This window comes from Rhizobium sp. L43, assembly GCF_002531725.1.
In the GTDB taxonomy this organism is placed as follows: Bacteria; Pseudomonadota; Alphaproteobacteria; order Rhizobiales; family Rhizobiaceae; genus Rhizobium.
In genome coordinates, this window is record NZ_NWSQ01000017.1 from 1 (window position 1) to 17,295 (window position 17,295).

General features: G+C 61.5%; 17 protein-coding genes and 2 pseudogenes. 8 read left to right on the plus strand and 11 right to left on the minus strand.

The features are described from left to right. Nucleotides 1-312 (minus strand): annotated as a pseudogene (locus tag CO667_RS21955) (hypothetical protein); the annotation flags it as partial. 67 nt (nucleotides 313-379) lie between these two features. Beyond that, nucleotides 380-754 (minus strand): hypothetical protein, encoded by a 375-nt coding sequence (locus tag CO667_RS34935; protein ID WP_143540734.1) that lies wholly within the window; start codon nucleotides 752-754, stop codon nucleotides 380-382. 226 nt (nucleotides 755-980) lie between these two features. Between CO667_RS34935 and CO667_RS21965 the strand changes: the two genes are divergently transcribed. Next, nucleotides 981-1,256, plus strand: coding sequence for a DUF1153 domain-containing protein (locus tag CO667_RS21965; protein WP_007533628.1), 276 nt, complete (start codon nucleotides 981-983; stop codon nucleotides 1,254-1,256). A gap of 23 nt (nucleotides 1,257-1,279) precedes the next feature. Here the strand turns inward: CO667_RS21965 and CO667_RS21970 are convergent. Next, nucleotides 1,280-1,767: pseudogene (locus CO667_RS21970) on the minus strand (paraquat-inducible protein A). Nucleotides 1,768-1,901: 134 nt separating this feature from the next. Between CO667_RS21970 and CO667_RS21975 the strand changes: the two are divergent. Then, nucleotides 1,902-2,180 carry a GNAT family N-acetyltransferase gene (locus CO667_RS21975; RefSeq protein ID WP_097620374.1) on the plus strand — a complete coding sequence of 93 codons (279 nt, stop codon included), beginning with the start codon at nucleotides 1,902-1,904 and terminating at the stop codon, nucleotides 2,178-2,180. Between the two features lie 147 nt (nucleotides 2,181-2,327). On the opposite strand, the gene CO667_RS21980 is transcribed toward CO667_RS21975, so the two are convergent. Then, nucleotides 2,328-2,678 carry a flagellar export protein FliJ gene (locus tag CO667_RS21980; RefSeq protein WP_097620375.1) on the minus strand — a complete coding sequence of 117 codons (351 nt, stop codon included), beginning with the start codon at nucleotides 2,676-2,678 and terminating at the stop codon, nucleotides 2,328-2,330. 437 nt (nucleotides 2,679-3,115) lie between these two features. Between CO667_RS21980 and ctrA the strand changes: the two genes are divergently transcribed. Further along, nucleotides 3,116-3,817 carry a cell cycle two-component system response regulator CtrA gene (ctrA, locus tag CO667_RS21985; RefSeq protein WP_003542362.1) on the plus strand — a complete coding sequence of 234 codons (702 nt, stop codon included), beginning with the start codon at nucleotides 3,116-3,118 and terminating at the stop codon, nucleotides 3,815-3,817. A gap of 313 nt (nucleotides 3,818-4,130) precedes the next feature. Here the strand turns inward: ctrA and CO667_RS21990 are convergent, their stop codons facing one another. After that, nucleotides 4,131-4,493, minus strand: a complete 363-nt coding sequence (locus CO667_RS21990; RefSeq protein ID WP_010069020.1) for a response regulator — start codon at nucleotides 4,491-4,493, stop codon at nucleotides 4,131-4,133. Between the two features lie 121 nt (nucleotides 4,494-4,614). Next, on the minus strand, nucleotides 4,615-5,262 hold the full coding sequence (locus CO667_RS21995; RefSeq protein WP_097620508.1) for a histidine phosphotransferase family protein: 648 nt from the start codon (nucleotides 5,260-5,262) through the stop codon (nucleotides 4,615-4,617). A gap of 194 nt (nucleotides 5,263-5,456) precedes the next feature. Between CO667_RS21995 and CO667_RS22000 the strand changes: the two genes are divergently transcribed. Continuing rightward, nucleotides 5,457-6,044 carry an EipA family protein gene (locus tag CO667_RS22000; RefSeq protein ID WP_097620376.1) on the plus strand — a complete coding sequence of 196 codons (588 nt, stop codon included), beginning with the start codon at nucleotides 5,457-5,459 and terminating at the stop codon, nucleotides 6,042-6,044. Between the two features lie 114 nt (nucleotides 6,045-6,158). Next, nucleotides 6,159-7,322: a hypothetical protein gene (locus CO667_RS22005; protein ID WP_097620377.1), complete on the plus strand. Its 1,164-nt coding sequence runs from the start codon at nucleotides 6,159-6,161 to the stop codon at nucleotides 7,320-7,322. Nucleotides 7,323-7,492: 170 nt separating this feature from the next. Here the strand turns inward: CO667_RS22005 and CO667_RS22010 are convergent, their stop codons facing one another. Both CO667_RS22010 and CO667_RS22015 read right to left on the minus strand, forming a co-directional pair. Continuing rightward, on the minus strand, nucleotides 7,493-8,317 hold the full coding sequence (locus CO667_RS22010) for an RNA methyltransferase (RefSeq protein ID WP_097620378.1): 825 nt from the start codon (nucleotides 8,315-8,317) through the stop codon (nucleotides 7,493-7,495). Between the two features lie 7 nt (nucleotides 8,318-8,324). Then, nucleotides 8,325-8,711, minus strand: a complete 387-nt coding sequence (locus CO667_RS22015; RefSeq protein ID WP_097620379.1) for a hypothetical protein — start codon at nucleotides 8,709-8,711, stop codon at nucleotides 8,325-8,327. Nucleotides 8,712-8,753: 42 nt separating this feature from the next. Between CO667_RS22015 and CO667_RS22020 the strand changes: the two genes are divergently transcribed. Continuing rightward, nucleotides 8,754-9,779: an RluA family pseudouridine synthase gene (locus CO667_RS22020; RefSeq protein WP_097620380.1), complete on the plus strand. Its 1,026-nt coding sequence runs from the start codon at nucleotides 8,754-8,756 to the stop codon at nucleotides 9,777-9,779. A gap of 262 nt (nucleotides 9,780-10,041) precedes the next feature. After that, on the plus strand, nucleotides 10,042-10,950 hold the full coding sequence (gene rpoH, locus CO667_RS22025; protein WP_003566040.1) for an RNA polymerase sigma factor RpoH: 909 nt from the start codon (nucleotides 10,042-10,044) through the stop codon (nucleotides 10,948-10,950). 337 nt (nucleotides 10,951-11,287) lie between these two features. Here rpoH and CO667_RS22030 read toward each other — a convergent pair whose 3' ends face one another. Then, nucleotides 11,288-13,795, minus strand: coding sequence for a hypothetical protein (locus CO667_RS22030; protein WP_097620381.1), 2,508 nt, complete (start codon nucleotides 13,793-13,795; stop codon nucleotides 11,288-11,290). A gap of 60 nt (nucleotides 13,796-13,855) precedes the next feature. Next, a complete protein-coding gene (locus CO667_RS22035) occupies nucleotides 13,856-15,154 on the minus strand; it encodes an adenylosuccinate synthase (protein WP_097613755.1) in 1,299 nt (432 codons plus the stop codon). Between the two features lie 191 nt (nucleotides 15,155-15,345). Between CO667_RS22035 and CO667_RS22040 the strand changes: the two genes are divergently transcribed. After that, nucleotides 15,346-16,263 (plus strand): DMT family transporter, encoded by a 918-nt coding sequence (locus CO667_RS22040; RefSeq protein ID WP_097620382.1) that lies wholly within the window; start codon nucleotides 15,346-15,348, stop codon nucleotides 16,261-16,263. Nucleotides 16,264-16,335: 72 nt separating this feature from the next. On the opposite strand, the gene CO667_RS22045 is transcribed toward CO667_RS22040, so the two are convergent. Continuing rightward, nucleotides 16,336-17,184, minus strand: coding sequence for a GNAT family N-acetyltransferase (locus CO667_RS22045; protein WP_097620383.1), 849 nt, complete (start codon nucleotides 17,182-17,184; stop codon nucleotides 16,336-16,338). Nucleotides 17,185-17,295: the final 111 nt, after the last annotated feature.

Below are 17,295 nucleotides of genomic sequence, written 5' to 3' on the forward strand. Positions count from 1 at the left end.
CTGGCAACAGTTCCAGGCCGCTAAGCGCGGCGTATCCCTCCTCCTCTCAGCTTTCGATGATGTGTGAATCTGATAGCTCCTCCGGCCGGTGCTGCGCGAGACCTCGTCCAAAAGCTCTACACAGCCATAGAGCAGCACCATCGCCTTTCCTTGCATGGGACAGTTGCCCGAGAAGGTGAAGATGTATCGTTTCAGGGCAGCGTCGTGCAACGCTAGGCGAAGCCATTCTTCAGCCCGGCGGCTTTCCTGATTGGTGACGCTGCCCGCAAATGGCTCCTCCTTCCAGAAGATCGGCACGATCGTCCGCTTCATCGCGATGACCAGGCTGCCGCAACAGAAGAGATCAGCGGCGGCGTACTCGACGAAATTCTGTGGCCAGTTACTGATCGACAGGTTTCGATGAAAGCCGCGCGGTCGCGCCCCGCAGGAAAGCCGAGAACAGATAGATATCGAAGCTCGCAAGCATCGCCATCTCGCCGAACCGCTCCATGGCATCGACAGAAATCCCGATGACCTCGGTCTGCGAAGGCAGAAATGCAGCATTCTCAGCGCAGTCATCGACTGCCCGCTCCCACCTTTTCATCCTTAACCTCATATCGTCGACTTCGGCTTGGCTGCGCTGGCGGCAACGAGAAGCTCGCGCCGAAACGGGAAAGACGGCTTTTGCCCGCATCCCAAGGACACGAAGCGTCAAAGGCACGAACTGGATTGGATCGATACAGTGGGAAGAACAGAGACGACGTTTTGCGCTCATTCTCATTTTGCGGCGCTTAGAAAATTGTCCCGGCAAACCGGGTCTTATTCACTCCGCATCGCTCCCATGCAGCCGCGACAAATTCACGTGGCGGCAGTCGCCTACCCCCAATCCGGGGCCGGACGGCGTCTAAATTTGTTATCAAAGTCTTACGATGGGTTTAGGCAAATTTTAAATGTGGCAGGCTAGAGTGACGTCCGTGGTCTTGCGTTGTGTAGAGAGTCCAATGACCGAAATGATACGTCCTCGAGTGAAATATGTCATCGGCCCCGATGGCAGCCCCCTGACGATCGCGGATCTGCCGCCGCCCAATACGCGGCGCTGGGTGATTCGCCGGAAGGCAGAGGTTGTCGCGGCGGTTCGCGGTGGCCTGTTGAGCTTGGAAGAGGCCTGCGAGCGTTACACGCTGACGGTCGAAGAGTTCCTCTCCTGGCAGTCGTCGATCAACAGCCATGGCCTTGCCGGCCTGCGCACCACGCGCATCCAGCAATATCGCCACTGATTGCACGCCAGCATCGATGAAATTTATTTCGGGCCGGACGCATCTCCCATCAGGGAATGAAGAAGGCCCGAAATCATTGACGAGGCCGCGTAGCACCAGAGGCCGGGCTGCGTGAAGGCATCCGCCAGCCCCGTCGTCTTTGCCGCCGCAATGACGATCGCGACCAGCAGCACGTCCATCATTGACCACTTGGACAGATGCGGCACGACGCGACGATAAAACAGGCTGCCGGCCCCGCCGCCGGCACCCGTCGCTTCCGCGGTAATCCCCATCGCCTCCACGGTGATGCCGATCATCTTCAGAAACGGGAGCACGACCGAAACCAGCGCGACGATCGCCGCCAGCAGTCCATCCCCGCCCTGCCAAAGCGAACGATGATTTCGATAAGCGATGGCGTCTTATCGAAAAAATACAGCGTCTCGAAACGAACCAGCGGCAAGACGAGGCCGAGCGCCAGAAAGAACGGCGCTGCCACGAGCAGAATCGGACGGATCAACAAAACCCTGCTCATCGCCCTGCACCTTGCATCGATCCGACATTTTGCATGAACACTGCGTCTCCTTCGCGCACCACCCCTGTGGCTTGGCATGACCGCCCCGTCATGTCACGGTCTGCGGCGACAATATCCGACCACGAGGAAAGACAATGGAGATTCGAAACGAGGAAGGCGCCTCCGGCGGCCGTTATACGGCCGAGGTCGAGGGACACGAGGCAGAGATGACCTATTCACGCACATCGCCAAAGCTGGTCATCATCGATCACACCGCCGTTCCCGATGCGCTGCGCGGCAAGGGCGTCGGCCAGGCATTGGCGTTCCACGCCGTGGAGGCGGCGCGCGGCGGCGGCTGGAAGATCATCCCGCTCTGCCCCTTCTTCAAGGCGCAGGCACAGCGTCATCCGGAATGGCAGGATGTCGTAAACTGATTGTCGCGGCATGCCGCCCGCAACCGTGCAGTTCCGGGATAACCACATGCAAACACCAAAAGCCATGTATGAAGGACAGCGCGCCCGTCATACATGGCTTCTCTGAGGCGATCCCCGGGGCGCCGAAGCCGGCGCCCGCCGTTTCTCTTACGCCCTAGCCCGGGCGCTGGTGTCACGCTCTTCCAGCGCCGTCGCCCTTGCATATTCCGCCTGCATTTCCTCGAGCGCCAATTCCAGCGTCTCTTCCTGCATCTTCAGTTCCTTGATCGAAACCTGCAGGTTGTCGGCCCGCTGACGCGCGGCCTTGGCGAAGGTCGGATAAGCAAAGTGATTCGGGTCTGATATACCGGACTTCTTTTCCTCGACGACGATCTGGCTCTCCAGATCCTTCGTCATCCGTTCAAATTCGGACATCATCATCTGCAACTGCTGCAATTGACGTCGTTTTTCGTTCACCTGAAATTCCTTCAGGCGAACGAGACTCTCTCGCGACTTCATACGCATTACTCCCGTGATGCGAGACCCCGGCTCAACTTGAAACCGCCCTGCGCGCCGCTTTGACACGGTTTGCTAAAAAATTTCCGGCGATATTAACAAATACCTACCGCTGGTAACCTTTCGTTTACGGGCATCGTTAATGATAGGCCCGATGATTTAAGGGTCGGTAAATGCCGCGGCATGAAATTCGAACCTTTTCATTGGCGAGTCGGATGAATCACTTAGCGTCTTTTCCTAATGTAAAAGTTGAGGAGAGCCTTTTTGAGATTCCTATTGGAAAACAGAGAAATGGAAAAATTATTTAATAAATTCGATACTCCTTGCCAGAGTGAATTAGAATTTGTTAACCATTTCGTGGCAGCTTCCAAATCACGTAGCGTGTTCGGTATCGTGAGTGGGGGCCAGACCACCTTTCGGCGGCGGTAAAGGGGATAATTATGCGGGTACTTCTCATCGAGGATGATAGCGCTACAGCGCAGAGCATCGAGTTGATGCTGAAATCAGAAAGTTTTAATGTTTATACCACCGATCTCGGTGAAGAAGGCGTCGATCTGGGCAAGCTGTATGATTATGATATCATCCTTCTCGATCTGAACCTGCCCGACATGTCCGGATATGAAGTGCTGCGCACGCTCCGGCTGTCCAAGGTCAAGACACCGATCCTCATTCTCTCGGGCATGGCCGGCATCGAAGACAAGGTTCGCGGCCTCGGCTTCGGCGCCGACGACTATATGACCAAGCCCTTCCACAAGGATGAGCTCGTCGCCCGTATCCACGCCATCGTCCGCCGCTCCAAGGGCCACGCCCAGTCGGTCATCATGACCGGCGAGCTGATCGTCAACCTCGACGCCAAGACTGTCGAAGTCGGCGGCCAGCGTGTCCACCTGACGGGCAAGGAATACCAGATGCTGGAGCTGCTTTCGCTCCGCAAGGGCACCACCCTCACCAAGGAAATGTTCCTCAACCACCTTTACGGCGGCATGGACGAGCCGGAACTGAAGATCATCGACGTCTTCATCTGCAAGCTCCGCAAGAAGCTCGCCAACGCCGCCGGCGGTGCCAACTACATCGAGACCGTCTGGGGCCGTGGCTACGTTCTGCGCGAGCCGGATGGTGCCGAATACGCCGAAACCGCCTGATTTTTCCGATCCCCCTTATCGGATGACGAAGATCCCGCCCTTCCGGCGGGATTTTTTTGGTTTCTGCCTGGCAATGAGACGCCGCCAGATACGGAGGATCTCAGGCCAAAGCACGTCGCATCAAATTTGATTGAGGCGACGCGCTTTCGCGCTTTGTTTTTATGCATGTCGTTATCCCAGAACCGCTGCACACTTCCGGGCGACATGCATTAGACCGGTTCAAAATCCTCAAGATCTCGATCAAGGAACCGAAATGTCGGCGGCCGAAAGCGCTTGCACTTTCGACATCATGGCGCATGGAAAAGATATGCCGTCAGGCAGCGATCGCGCGGTTTCCGAAGACGGCGGTCAGGATCTTGCGATCGAAGGGCTTCAGCAGGAAGTCGGTGGCACCGGCGCGTTTGCCCGCCATCAGCTTCTTCAGATCCGCCTCAACGACGCAGTAGTAGATCTTGACCTCTTTGCCACCGTCCATGGCGCGGATGGCGGCGATCAGGTCGAGCGCGCCTTCCATGCCGGAATCGACGATCAGATATTCCGGCAGCTCCGCCTGGCAGCGCTGCAGCGCCTCGCCGGCGTTGGAAGCCTCGCTGACGAGAAAGTCGAGTTCGGAGAGAATGCGCTTGCCGACCTTGCGGACGATGTCCGAATTATCGGTGATCATGAATCTCTGCATGGCGACTCCTTTACCCCTGCATCTGTCCTTGCAAGGGCCTCTAAACAACAGCCAAGCATAGGTCGATCAGGCTAAGGAATCGTTACCGCGCGAACACCGATACTCGTTTTACGCGCAGGAATCAGGTGGCCACAGCCACCGCGGTGAACACCAGTTCTTCGGCGCTGGCGCTGTGATCGAGCGTCATTCCGCACTCCTGCGCCAAAAGAACGGTATAATAGGGCTGGATCGAATGGGCGTCGATCGCCTCCTCGATCGCGCCGGTCGATATCTCGACGAATTTCGGCGGCAAGCGCATCAGTTTGCCTTTGGCCGTAAGCTTGAACCTGGCATCGAACTCGGGATTTTCCAGCGTCACCTCGAGCACGCCGCCGCGCGGAATCGCGGAATAGGCGACGAGGAAGAGGTTGAGCAGCAGCTTGACGCGGTTCTTGGCGACGATGGCGCGCGGGCCGTTCCAGATCACCTCGGTCTTCTTCTCGGCGACGGCGAAATCCTTGGCGGCACGCTCGGCCTCGCCGGTGTCGATCGAGGCGCCGACGGAACCCGAAGCGCCGAAGGCGAGGCGTGCGAATTTCAGGCGGACGGAAGCGTTGAGCGCGCTGGTGCGAATCAGATCCATCGCATCGGCATCGGCACCGCCCTCATCGAGGAGTTCCAGCCCATTATTGATCGCACCGACCGGTGAGATGACATCGTGGCAAACGCGGCTGCAAAGAAGCGCGGCCAGATCCGGGCCGGACAAGGTGAGATTGGGGTTCTTGGACATCATCGTCTCCTGAGGGGCGGCAATTTCATCGCGCCCGGGAATATGCTTCATCAAAATTGCGCGAAGTTTGCGGTCGTATTCGGTGCCATAATGACACCATATTTGGTAAACCGATTGTTAAGATCATCGGCGCAAAATGCACCAATCGCCGCGAGCGGTTGCCCGCTCCAGCCAAACGACGAACGGATGACACCATGCGCCCTCGATTTCCGCACCGATTGATCGGCTTCTGCAGGTTGCTTTCGGCCCTCGTTTTTTCCTCGCTGATGGTTGCCGGACCCGCCTCCGCCCAGGACAACGGCCAGTACACGATGCAGGAAATCGTCGATGCCGGCCATTCCTTCTTCGGCTCCGCCAGCGGCGGACTTGCCAAAGTCGTCGAGAGTGCCTTCCAGAAATACGGCCTCCCGAATGGCTATATCCTCGGACAGGAAGGCGGCGGCGCCTTCATCGCCGGTCTTACCTATGGCGAAGGCCAGTTGAACACCAAAAACGCCGGCGAACATAATCTTTACTGGCAAGGCCCCTCGCTTGGCCTCGACTACGGCGGCCAGGGCTCGCGGGTGATGATGCTGGTCTACGACCTGCCCTCCGTCAACGGCATCTATGCCCGCTTCGGCGGCGTCAGCGGCTCGGCCTATGTGATCGCCGGCTTCGGCATGACACTGCTCAAGAACAATGACGTACTGGTGGTGCCGATCCGCACCGGCGTCGGCGCTCGCCTGGGTGTCAATGTCGGCTATCTCAAGATTACCCAGGCGCCGACCTGGAACCCCTTCTGAGGCCGCAAACCGCTGGAATCCGCCACCGCCCGCATCGGTGGCCTTGCCATGCGTGTCCTGCGTGCTTAATCATCGCGGCCAACCCGTATCAACCTTCTTACCGATGGCCGCGCCGTGATCGAATATGCTCTCTTGTTCGGATTGGGCTTCCTGACCGCGGCCTTCCTCGTCTTTCTGGTCTCGCCGGCCGTGCACCGCCGCATCGTCTGGTATACCGAGAACCGCTTGAAGGCGACGATGCCGCTGAGCCCGCAGGAGGTTCGCGCCCAGAAGGATATGGTGCGCGCGCTCTATGCCGCTGAAAATGCCCGGACCACCCAGGACCTTCTGCGTGAACGCGAAAAATCCCTGTCGCTCCAGCTCCGCCACGACGCGCTCGCCGTCGATGCCGGCAGGCTTGCCGCCGAAATCAGCGACTTGCAGGCCCAGATCGGCGAGATGCATGTCGAGGCCGCCGAGCAGCGCTCGCACCTGCGCAAGGACGAGAATTATATCAGCCAGTTGAAGACCAATCTGCATATTGCCGAACAGTCCGCTGCCAACAAGGAGAGTGAACTGGCGACGATGAGGACGCGGCTGAGCAAACTCGGCGAACAGACCGATGGGCTGAGGATCGACCTGGCCGCACGCGAAACCGAGGCGGAAAGCCTGAAATTCCGCGCCAACGCGCTGCGTGATGAACGCGATACGTTACGCCAGGACGTCACCCTTTTGCAGAAGCGCGCAAGGGATGCCGAACAGAAACTGACGCAGCAGCAGCATATGGTGATCCGCCTCGAGGATAAGGCAGCGCGCGAGAGCGCTTCCGCCGCCGAAAAGGAGGCCCTGGTCGCCCGCCGCCTGCAGGAGGTCGCCAGGTTGAAGGAACAGTTGAAGGCCGCCAATGCCGAGATCCGCAAGGTCAATCGGGTGTTGCGCGACGCCGGCCTTGCCGGGATGGTCGCGGAGCTGCCGGCGGAATTGACGGCCGAAGACACGACACCATCGACGCTCGACACCGCCGCCGTCACGGCGGAGATCGGCGAGGATGTCCGCAAGCGCAGCGCCGCCCTTGCCGAACGCCTGCAAAAGGCGAAGGCCGTCAGCGGCCGCGACGGCGCGATCCGCGAGGAGATCGCCTCGATCGCCGCCAACATGGTGGCGCTGACCGCACTCAACGAGGGTCCCTCCTCGCCGATCCGAACGCTTCTCCCGGAAGGTGCGGAAAAGAACCCGAACGATCGCGTCAGCCTTGCCGACAGGGCAGCCGCGATCATCGCCAATCCCCCGCACATCTGAAAGATGCGCAGCGCGCGCTCATTCTGATTTGGCGCATAACCCGGGAAAATCAGTCCCGATTGTCGCGGTTAGAGCGGTTCAGCTTTTCATGGAATTGGAGAACCGCTCTAAGTTTTTGTTTTTACGCAATTCCGGACGGAAAACCGCTGCGCACTTTTCCTGGAATTGCTCTAGATCCGCCCCATCGCGGAAGCCATGGAAAACAGCGCGATCCCCGTCGCCGTCGCGGCATTGAGGCTGTCGAGTTCCTCCGACTGCGGAATGCGCGCGCTCTGAAAGCGCGCAAGCAGCGCCTCCGGCAACCCCTCGCCCTCGGTGCCGACGACGAGCGCCATGCGTGTCGAGGCCGGAATGGCGCGGATATCGGTCTTGCCATGCGGCGAAAGCGTCCAGATGGCAAAACCCCGTTCGGCAAGCGCCAGCAGCACATCCAGCGCCTTGCCGCCGCGCCGGTGCGGAACGCTCAGCACCGAACCGACCGAGACACGCAGCGCCTTGCGGTAGAGCGGATCACAAGAGGTTTCGTCGAGCAGCACCGCATCCGCCCGGAAGGCCGCCGCATTGCGGAACATCGAACCGGCATTGTCGTGATTGGAAATGCCGCAGCCGACGAGCACCAGCGCCTGCTCCGGCAGTGCGTCGAGAAGGGCCGCCTCCCCGCGATCCTCCCGCCGGCCGAGCGCGAGGACACCGCGATGCAGATGGAAACCGACGACGCCGGTGAGAACATCGGCCTCGGCGACATAGACCGGTACATCGGCCGGCAGCCGCTTCAGGATCGGCAAAACGCCGTCGACGCGGTTGCGCAGCAGCAGGATCTTCTCGGCGGAAAAGCCGCGGCCTGCCGCATGTGCCTCGGCCAGCATGCGCAGCACGACGGTGCCTTCGGCGATGAAGCGGTTCTCCCGGCCCGTCAGGTCGCGCTCTCTTATATCGCGGAATTCCGCGACGCGCGGATCGTCGGCACTGTCGATGTCGATCGGGACGGCGGCCATGCCGGCCTCAATTGCCCGTAACAGTGACGTCCGCGACGGTGCGACCGGTCCTGAGATCGTAAACCAGTGCCTTGTTCTTGCCCTCGGCCGTTTCGCCGTAGAACAGGAGCTGTCCAGCCGAAAGCGATGTGGACTGCACCTTGAAGCCGAGCGGCAGGGAAACGGTCGCCGCAAGCGGCGCATCCGAGGGCACGCCGGAGGCGGCAACAGCGGACGCCGTCTCCTTCGGTTCGCTGTGCATCACCTTGTAGACAACCGCGCCGAAGACCGCCATAAGGCTCACGAACATGATGGCGCCGGAAACGATCTGCAGGCGGACCATCTTGCGCCGGACACTTTCCATCGCCGGATCAAGGGGCTTCTCTTCCTGGTCGTCTGGCTCGATTGCTGTCATCTGTGCGTCCCGTTCTAAAAAATACGTCGGAGAAGAAGCGTCTTGAGCGACCCCTTTAAACAAGCAGCCGGCAATAGAAAAGTCCTGACCGCCGATGAAAGCGCCGAAGGCCGGCTCGACGCCTGGCTGACGGCCCAGGTCGGCGAGGAATTTTCGCGCAGCCGCATCAAGGCGCTGATCAAGGACGGCCAGGTTTTTCTGCGCGGCGAACCCATCACCGACCCGCAGCGCAAGGTGCGCACCGGCGATAGTTTCGAACTCACGCTGCCCGAGCCGGAAGATCCGACGCCGCAGGGCGAGGACATCCCGCTCGATATCCTCCATGAGGATGACGACGTCATCGTCATCTCCAAGCCTTCCGGTCTCGTCGTCCATCCCGGCGCCGGCAACTGGACAGGGACGCTTGTTAACGCGCTGATTCACCATTGCGGCGATACGCTCTCCGGCATCGGCGGCGTGCGCCGTCCCGGCATCGTCCACCGTCTCGACAAGGACACGACAGGGGTCATGGTCGTCGCCAAGAACGACATTGCCCATCGCCACCTCTCGCTCCAATTTGCCGACCATGGCCGCACCATGCCGCTGGAGCGGGCCTATCAGGCCGTCGTCTGGGGCCGGCCTCGCGCGCTGACGGGCACGGTCGACGCGCCGCTCGGCCGCGCCACCGGCGATCGCACGCGCCGCGCCGTCAAGCGCCCCGACAGTCATGACGCCGACGAGGCGATCACGCATTTCGAGGTGATCGAGCGCTTCCAGGAAAAGCCGGATGCGACGGCGCTTGCCTCGCTGGTCGAGTGCCACCTGGAAACCGGCCGCACCCACCAGATCCGTGTCCATATGGCCCATATCGGCCATCCGCTGCTCGGCGATACGGTTTACGGCGCCGGCTTCAAGACCAAGGTCAATCTCCTGCCCGAAGACATCCGCAAGATCGTCAACGGTTTCGGCCGCCAGGCGCTGCATGCCTTCATGCTGCAGTTCGAGCATCCCCGCACCGGCGAAATCATGCATTTCGAAGTGCCTCTGCCGGATGATATGGTGGAACTGATCGAAGCATTGCGCGGTTGATGCCTGTCACCGGGATAACGACATGCAGAAAAACAAAGAGCTAAAGCGAGTCGCCTGAATCAAAGGTGATGCGATGCACTTGAGAGGCGTCTCCGCCCCTCTCACACTCGCGTGAGCGGCACCTTGAACCGCCGTTTTGCCACACTTATCTGTATATTGACTTAGTGCGGGCTCGCAGTAGAGCCGCATGTCCCGGTTTGCCTTTTTTAACGCGAGGACGCGTTTCCAACGGGAATCGGAATCCACTTTAGGAGGGTGCACTATGGCCCGAAATACCTTGCCGTCCATTACCGCCGGCGAAGCCGGTCTCAATCGTTACCTCGACGAAATCCGCAAGTTCCCGATGCTCGAGCCGCAGCAGGAATACATGCTCGCCAAGCGTTATGCTGAGCACGGAGATCGCGACGCCGCCCACAAGCTGGTCACCAGCCATCTTCGTCTCGTCGCAAAAATCGCGATGGGTTATCGCGGCTACGGCCTGCCGATCGGCGAAGTCGTCTCCGAGGGCAATGTCGGCCTGATGCAAGCCGTCAAGAAGTTCGATGCCGAGCGCGGCTTCCGCCTTGCCACCTACGCCATGTGGTGGATCAAGGCCTCGATCCAGGAATATATCCTGCGGTCGTGGTCGCTGGTGAAGATGGGCACGACGGCCAACCAGAAGCGTCTGTTCTTCAACCTGCGCCGGCTGAAAGGCCGCATCCAGGCGATCGATGACGGCGACCTGAAGCCGGAGCACGTCTCCGAAATCGCCACCAAGCTGAAAGTCTCGGAGGAGGAGGTCATTTCGATGAACCGCCGTCTGTCCGGCGACGCCTCGCTGAACGCGCCGATCAAGGCGGCCGAAGGCGACAGCGGCCAGTGGCAGGATTGGCTGGTGGACGACCATGACAGCCAAGAAGACGTGCTGATCGAACAGGACGAACTCGACACCCGCCGGCGCATGCTGGCGAAAGCGATGAGCGTGCTGAACGAGCGCGAACGCCGCATCTTCGAGGCTCGCCGCCTCGCCGAGGATCCGGTGACCCTGGAAGACCTTTCGACAGAATTCGACATCAGCCGCGAACGCGTCCGCCAGATCGAGGTCCGCGCCTTCGAAAAGGTGCAGGACGCTGTCCGCAAGGAAGCCCAGGAACGCGCCAAGGCCGTCCGCGTCGTCGAAGCCACCGCCTGATCGCCTGAACTTACAATTGGAAACGCCACCTCCCCGACGCGGGAGGTGGCGTTTTTGTTTTGTCAGTTGGAGGACGTGCCTTCGGCCTGACCTGCTGCAGCCGCTCTTTAGGGACCGAGGCGCTGCCGGATATCCCTTCTCCCCAGCGGGGAGAAGATGCCGGCAGGCAGATGAGGGGGCGAGCGACGACAGGAGCGAGGCGCTGAGCGCAAGCGAAGGGCAATGAAGGGCGTGTCGTGTGTCCCCCTCATCCGACCCTGCGGGCCATCTTCTCCCCGCTGGGGAGAAGATGGAGCAAGACGCCGCCGCTCATACGAAGGGCAATGAGGCATACGCCTCACTGGCTCGTCGAAACATCCCCGAGTGCCGTCCATTCCTTGATCGCGGTATTGAAGGCTTCGGTTCCCGTGTCGCCCTTTTCCATGGTCAGCAGCGCGCGGCGGCCGTTGCGGTAGGTGACCGGGATATCGATCCAGCTGCGGGTCGACATCAGGTCCAGATTGGCCTTGCGTGCATCGGGATAGTCGTTGAGCGCGATCATGTGGAAATCGTCGGTGATCTTGGCCGGAACCGCGATCAGCGCGTCGCCGCGGTCCTGCTCGGTGCGCTTCATCGAGATGCGCTGGACGCTGTCGATGCTGCCGCCTTCGAAATTCGGCGGCACCGAGAACACGATCTCGACGAGATGGCTTGCCGGCAGCGACGGATCGGAGTTGCGCTTGAAGGTGACAAGAGCCGAGAGATTGCGCTCCGGCACGGTGACGTTGCCCTGCACCGTAGCCTCCTGCCTTCCGCCCTGGCCGGCCTCGTGCTGCACGCTCCAGACGACGGATCCCTCGATCGCCGTCGGCGAGCTTTGGCCGATGCGCTCCTCATAGAGGAACATCTTTTGCGCCGAACCGACGGGAGCGGTCTGCTGCGGCGATGCCGCCGGGCCGTTCGGCGTCAGCGTTTCGGCCGGTGCCGCATCGCCCTGCGCGCTGGCAGGCGGCGGCGTATCCGCGGCCGCGACATTCTGTTCGGCGACCGATTTTCCTTCCGCAGTCAGCGTTCCCGGCACTGTCGCCGGTCCGCTGTCGACCTCGGTCCCATCCGTCAGCAGCCGCTGGGTGAATTTCGAATTGGCCACGGCGCCGTCATTGTTCACTGACGCCACCTGCGGGTTCGGCTGCGCCGGCGCCGCGGGCGTATTCTGAGCTCCTGGTGTGGTCGGCTGGGCTGGAGTCACCGCACCAGGCTCGGCAGGCGTCGCGGAGCCGGCCGGCGGTGTCGCCGCCTCGTTCCTGGTCGCCTGCGACGGTGCCGAGCTCACGAGCCCGTCGACCATCGCCACCAGCGCCTCTCTGTTCATCCAGCCGGCATAGGCGCCGCCACCGATCAGGATGAGCGCGAAGATGAGGGTGATTACCGTGCCGATGCCGAAGCGACGGCGCTTCGGCTCCATCCGGAAACTCTTGCCTTGCAGCTTGGAAGCGACGATCTGATCGATATCCATTCCCGGATTGGCATCATCGTCGTCAGCGGCGACCGAACCGCGGCGGTCGTAGCCGCGCAGCGCCTTCGCCTCGCGCCAGTCCTCGCTCGGCGCGCCGCTTGCAGCCGCCGGCTTGCCGTTGTGCACTTCCGCAAAGATATCGACATCGTCGAAATGCGAGGCGACCGGCGTCTTCTTGGTGCTGCCGGCCTCGATCGGCGGCAGATCGTCGAAGGCTGCAGTCTCCCAGGAGAAACTTTCCTTGGCCGCCGGCATGACGGCCGCAGGTGCCGCCTTTTCGAGGCTCGAGATCACCTCCTCAAAGGCGCGCGCCGAGGTATCCGGGGTGATCGGCGCCGTCTGCGAATACTGCCGGAGTTCCTCTTCCGCCCATTCGGTCTCCGCTTCCTTTGGCGCCGGAGCCGGCGTTTCGGCGGCAGGCTCGGCCCAGACGGGATCGAAATGCGCCGCAGCGTCAGCCTGCAGCGGCTCCTCGCGGCTGTGCTCGACGAATTCCTGCGGACGATCGAAATTGGCGACCGGCTCCACCAGCCGGTTCGATGCATGATCTATGCCGCGCGTAACCGGCTGAAGCGGCTCGGCGGGCTCGTAAGCCTCCTCGGCCTCCGGCTCCTCATCTTCCACCGGCGCCGGTGCAGCCGCAACCTCATCTTTCGCCGCAACCTCTTCGGCTTCCACGGGATGCTGCTCTTCAGCATGATATTCGGCGGCTTGTTCGTCGTGATCCCCGACGGGCTGCTTCCAGCCGTCATGTTCGGCCGGCACATCCTCGGCAGCGACGTCGCGCGCCTCGCTGGCATGCCATTCCTCGGCCGGCGCTTCCTCCTCCTGCGAGGGATGCCAGTATGTCTCGGCGGAAACGGGAGTTTCCGCGGGAACAGGCGTTTCCGCGAGAACGGATGCTTCCGCGGAAAGGGGTTCTTCGGCGGCGATCTCTTCCTCAGCTTCCTCAGCCGGGGCGGCTTCCAGGTGATCGGGCTCGTCGGCGGCCTCGGCCGCCTGCGGCTCGGCATAGGCTTCGTCAGCCGGCTCCTCGACAGCAGTCTCCGGCGCAGGCGCCGGTTCGCTTTCGTCGTGAACCGCTTGTTCTTCTGCGGATTCCAGCGCCGCGGCGGCAACCGGCTCGTCGATCAGCAGCGCCTCGGAGTGTTCGCCTTCCACTTCGCGGATGGCGGCCTCGAGCTTTTCGAGCTGGCGTTGCAGCATGGCTTCCGGCGGACGCGGCTTCATGTTCTCGAGCTGCCGCTGCACTGCGCCGCGAGCACGTTCGTAGACCTTCACCCGCATTTCGGGGGTATTTTCAGCCAGGCCGTCGACGGCCCGCCGAATAACTGCAATAAAATCCGCCATCAGTACTTTCTCAAGAAGTCCGGTACCCTACCGAACCATCCTCCACAGTGACCCGTGAGCTTAATCCTCAAACGGATCGGTCACAAGTATCGTGTCATCCCGCTCCGGGCTGGTGGAAAGCAGCGCGACAGGCGCCCCGATCAGCTCTTCGACCTGGCGAACATATTTGATCGCCTGCGCCGGAAGATCCGCCCAACTGCGGGCGCCGACGGTCGATTCCTTCCACCCTTCCAGCGTGATGTAGATCGGTTCGACCCTAGCTTGCGCTCCCTGGCTTGCGGGAAGATGATCAATCTGTTCGCCGTCGAGCATGTAACCGACGCAGATCTTCAATTCTTCCAGGCCGTCGAGCACGTCGAGCTTGGTGAGCGCAATGCCGGTGATGCCGTTGGTGGCGATCGATTGGCGCACCAGTGCGGCATCGAACCAGCCGCAGCGCCGCTTACGCCCGGTCACCACGCCGAACTCATGACCTTTTTCGCCCAGGAACTCGCCGATCGCGTCCTTCAGCTCGGTCGGGAACGGGCCTTCGCCGACGCGCGTCGTATAGGCTTTGGTGATGCCGAGGATGTAACCGAGCGAGCCGGGGCCCATGCCGGAACCGGCCGCGGCCTGACCGGCCACGGTGTTCGACGAGGTCACGAAAGGATAGGTGCCGTGATCGATATCGAGCAGGCTGCCCTGCGCACCTTCGAAGAGGATGCGGGAGCCCTTGCGGCGCTCCTTGTCGAGGAAGAGCCAGACGGTATCACGGAACGGCAGCACCCGATCGGCGATCGAGGTCAGCTCTTCCATGATCGCCTCATGGCTGACTTCGGCAACGCCGAGGCCGCGGCGAAGCGCATTGTGGTGCGTCAGAATACGGTCGACCTTGCCGGAAAGGCTGTCGAGATCGGCAAGATCCATGACGCGGATGGCACGGCGGCCGACCTTGTCTTCATAGGCCGGGCCGATACCGCGGCGTGTCGTGCCTATCTTGGTGCCGCTGTTCGACGCAGCATCCTCGCGCATCGCGTCGAGCTCGCGATGCAGGGAAAGAATGAGCGTCGCATTGTCCGCGATGCGCAGATTGTCAGGCGTAACCGTCACGCCCTGCGCCTCCAGCCGGCCGATTTCGGCGATCAGCGCATGCGGATCGACGACGACGCCGTTGCCGATGACGGCCATCTTGCCCGGGCGCACGACGCCGGACGGCAGCAGCGAGAGCTTGTAGCTCGTGCCGTCGATGACGAGCGTATGGCCGGCATTGTGTCCGCCCTGATAGCGCACAACGATATCCGCACGCTCCGAAAGCCAGTCGACAATCTTGCCCTTGCCTTCGTCACCCCATTGCGAACCGACCACGACTACGTTCGTCATCCAACTCTTCCTGTTACCGGCGCAGAACCGCGCACCTGCTCAAACCCGCGCATCTATAAAGCTTTGTTTTTGGGAAAGCGACCCTGTTGTCACAGTAGATTGGGCTTTTTACGTGACAAATCAGCAGCCGGCAGGTTATTGCCCGTCACAAAACTCCGGACGGCGATCGCAGAAAGACGGGAAGAACGCTCTTGCAAGCCACGGCCTATATCTGCCTCGTCATCGCCACCCTCTGCTGGGGCGGCAATTCCGTCGCGGGAAAGCTGGCGATCGGGCATATCAGCCCGATGACGCTGACCTTCCTGCGTTGGTTCCTCGCCGTCGCGCTGATCGCCGTGATTTCCGTTCCCCAGCTGAAGAAGGACTGGCCGGTGGCGAGGAAGAACCTGCCGCTGCTCCTTTGCTACGGTGCCATCGGTTATACCCTCTTCAACGCCATGCTCTACTCGGCCGTGCAATATACGACGGCCATCAATGTCGCCATCGAGCAGGCCGGCATTCCGATGCTGATCTTCCTGCTGAATTTCGTATTTTTCCGCACCGGCGTCTCGCTGGCGCAATGCCTCGGTTTCGGCATGACGCTGGTCGGCGTGACGCTGACGGCAGCCCATGGTGACCTCGCCACGCTGTGGCAGCTGCAGCTCAATCGCGGCGACGGGCTGATGCTGATCGCCATCGCTGCCTATTCGCTCTACACGATCTTGCTGCGCTGGAAACCGCCGGTCGACTGGCGCACGCTGATGGCCTTCCCGGCCTTCGCCGCCATGCTGACGTCGGTGCCGCTGCTCCTCTGGGAGCTTGGCCGAGGTGCGGCGCAATGGCCGGACCGGGCCGGCTGGGGCATCACCCTTTACACGGCGATCTTCCCGTCGCTGCTGGCGCAGATCTTCTACATCAAGGGCGTCGAGGCAATCGGCGCCAACCGGGCCGGCCTCTTCATCAACCTGGTGCCGGTGTTCGGCACGCTGCTTTCCGTCGCCCTGATCGGCGAGACACTTCAGTCCTTTCATGCAATCGCGCTGGCGCTGACGCTCGGCGGCATCGCGATCGCCGAAAAGGGCCGGCCGAAAGCTTCCGCCTCGACCGTGCCGGCCTCACCGGTGGATTAGAGCAGTCGCGCAAAAATGTGCAGCCGTTTTGCGGCAACGACGAGCGAATCTGAAGATCGCGACGCGCTTGGACTAACCGAGCTCCAGCGTCGTCACGCCGAAGACGTGCTTCAGCGGGATGGCCGGCGCCGGCCCGCGATACATGCGCGTCGTCTCGAACACCGGTTGAAGGCCGAGGCCTTCGGCAAGCGCGACCGCCTCATGATTCTCGGCGGGGATATCGATGAAAACAGCAGCCCCCTTCGCCTCGGGGATCAATTCGGCAAGCAGCGCTGCGGCGCTGTCGGCATCGTTGGCAAAAAGCGGGCCGATCTTGTAGCCCTCATAGCAGCGGCGGATCGTACCGTAACCGCGAATTTTGTGGCTTTTGCGCACCACGGCCGTACGACGCCCCTTGCGGCCGGTGCACCAGGCGGCGAGGAAGGCATCGCGCGGCTGCGGAAAAATTGCCGAATCATAACGCTGCAGGCCTTCGAGGCGCGAATCCAACACCGGCTGCGCAGCAAGCGTCGAGACAGGCAAGGAGGCGGCAACGCCGCCGTAGCGAATGGTGGAATAGGCGGGTTCGAAGCCGGCCTTGCGGTAGTTGTCCTGTTGAGCGGCGACGCTGTCGAGGCCGATCGTGCGGTCTTGCACGCTGGCGATACCCACCTCCCAGATCGCCTTGCCGTAACCCTTGCCGCGGAAATCGGGATGGACGATGTAGAGACCGAGGAAGGCGAAGCAATCGCCATATTTGACCACCGAGATCGAACCGACCGGGACTTCACCGATGGCGCCGACGAAGAATCCGGACGAATCGGCCTCGAGGAATGCAAGCGAATCGTCGAGGCCCGGGTTCCAGCCCTCCTGACGCGCCCATTCGAGCACGAGCTCCAGTTCGCCGGGCCGCATCGAACGAACGGCAAATTCCGAATTCATGCGATCTTCCCAGATTGAATGTCCCGCAAGTCCATCCCGGCAACGGCAAAGCAATTGTCAGGCCCCAGCTCCCCGATTGCACCTGCGAATGATGGAGAACCGCGCTCATGG

Coding starts and splice junctions, on each gene's coding strand:
- CO667_RS34935 (WP_143540734.1), bottom strand. CDS start 754: ATGAGCGCAAAACGTCGTCTCTGTTCTTCCCACTGTATCGATCCAATC.
- CO667_RS21965 (WP_007533628.1), top strand. CDS start 981: ATGACCGAAATGATACGTCCTCGAGTGAAATATGTCATCGGCCCCGAT.
- CO667_RS21975 (WP_097620374.1), top strand. CDS start 1,902: ATGGAGATTCGAAACGAGGAAGGCGCCTCCGGCGGCCGTTATACGGCC.
- CO667_RS21980 (WP_097620375.1), bottom strand. CDS start 2,678: ATGAAGTCGCGAGAGAGTCTCGTTCGCCTGAAGGAATTTCAGGTGAAC.
- ctrA (WP_003542362.1), top strand. CDS start 3,116: ATGCGGGTACTTCTCATCGAGGATGATAGCGCTACAGCGCAGAGCATC.
- CO667_RS21990 (WP_010069020.1), bottom strand. CDS start 4,493: ATGCAGAGATTCATGATCACCGATAATTCGGACATCGTCCGCAAGGTC.
- CO667_RS21995 (WP_097620508.1), bottom strand. CDS start 5,262: ATGTCCAAGAACCCCAATCTCACCTTGTCCGGCCCGGATCTGGCCGCG.
- CO667_RS22000 (WP_097620376.1), top strand. CDS start 5,457: ATGCGCCCTCGATTTCCGCACCGATTGATCGGCTTCTGCAGGTTGCTT.
- CO667_RS22010 (WP_097620378.1), bottom strand. CDS start 8,317: ATGGCCGCCGTCCCGATCGACATCGACAGTGCCGACGATCCGCGCGTC.
- CO667_RS22015 (WP_097620379.1), bottom strand. CDS start 8,711: ATGACAGCAATCGAGCCAGACGACCAGGAAGAGAAGCCCCTTGATCCG.
- rpoH (WP_003566040.1), top strand. CDS start 10,042: ATGGCCCGAAATACCTTGCCGTCCATTACCGCCGGCGAAGCCGGTCTC.
- CO667_RS22030 (WP_097620381.1), bottom strand. CDS start 13,795: ATGGCGGATTTTATTGCAGTTATTCGGCGGGCCGTCGACGGCCTGGCT.
- CO667_RS22035 (WP_097613755.1), bottom strand. CDS start 15,154: ATGACGAACGTAGTCGTGGTCGGTTCGCAATGGGGTGACGAAGGCAAG.
- CO667_RS22045 (WP_097620383.1), bottom strand. CDS start 17,184: ATGAATTCGGAATTTGCCGTTCGTTCGATGCGGCCCGGCGAACTGGAG.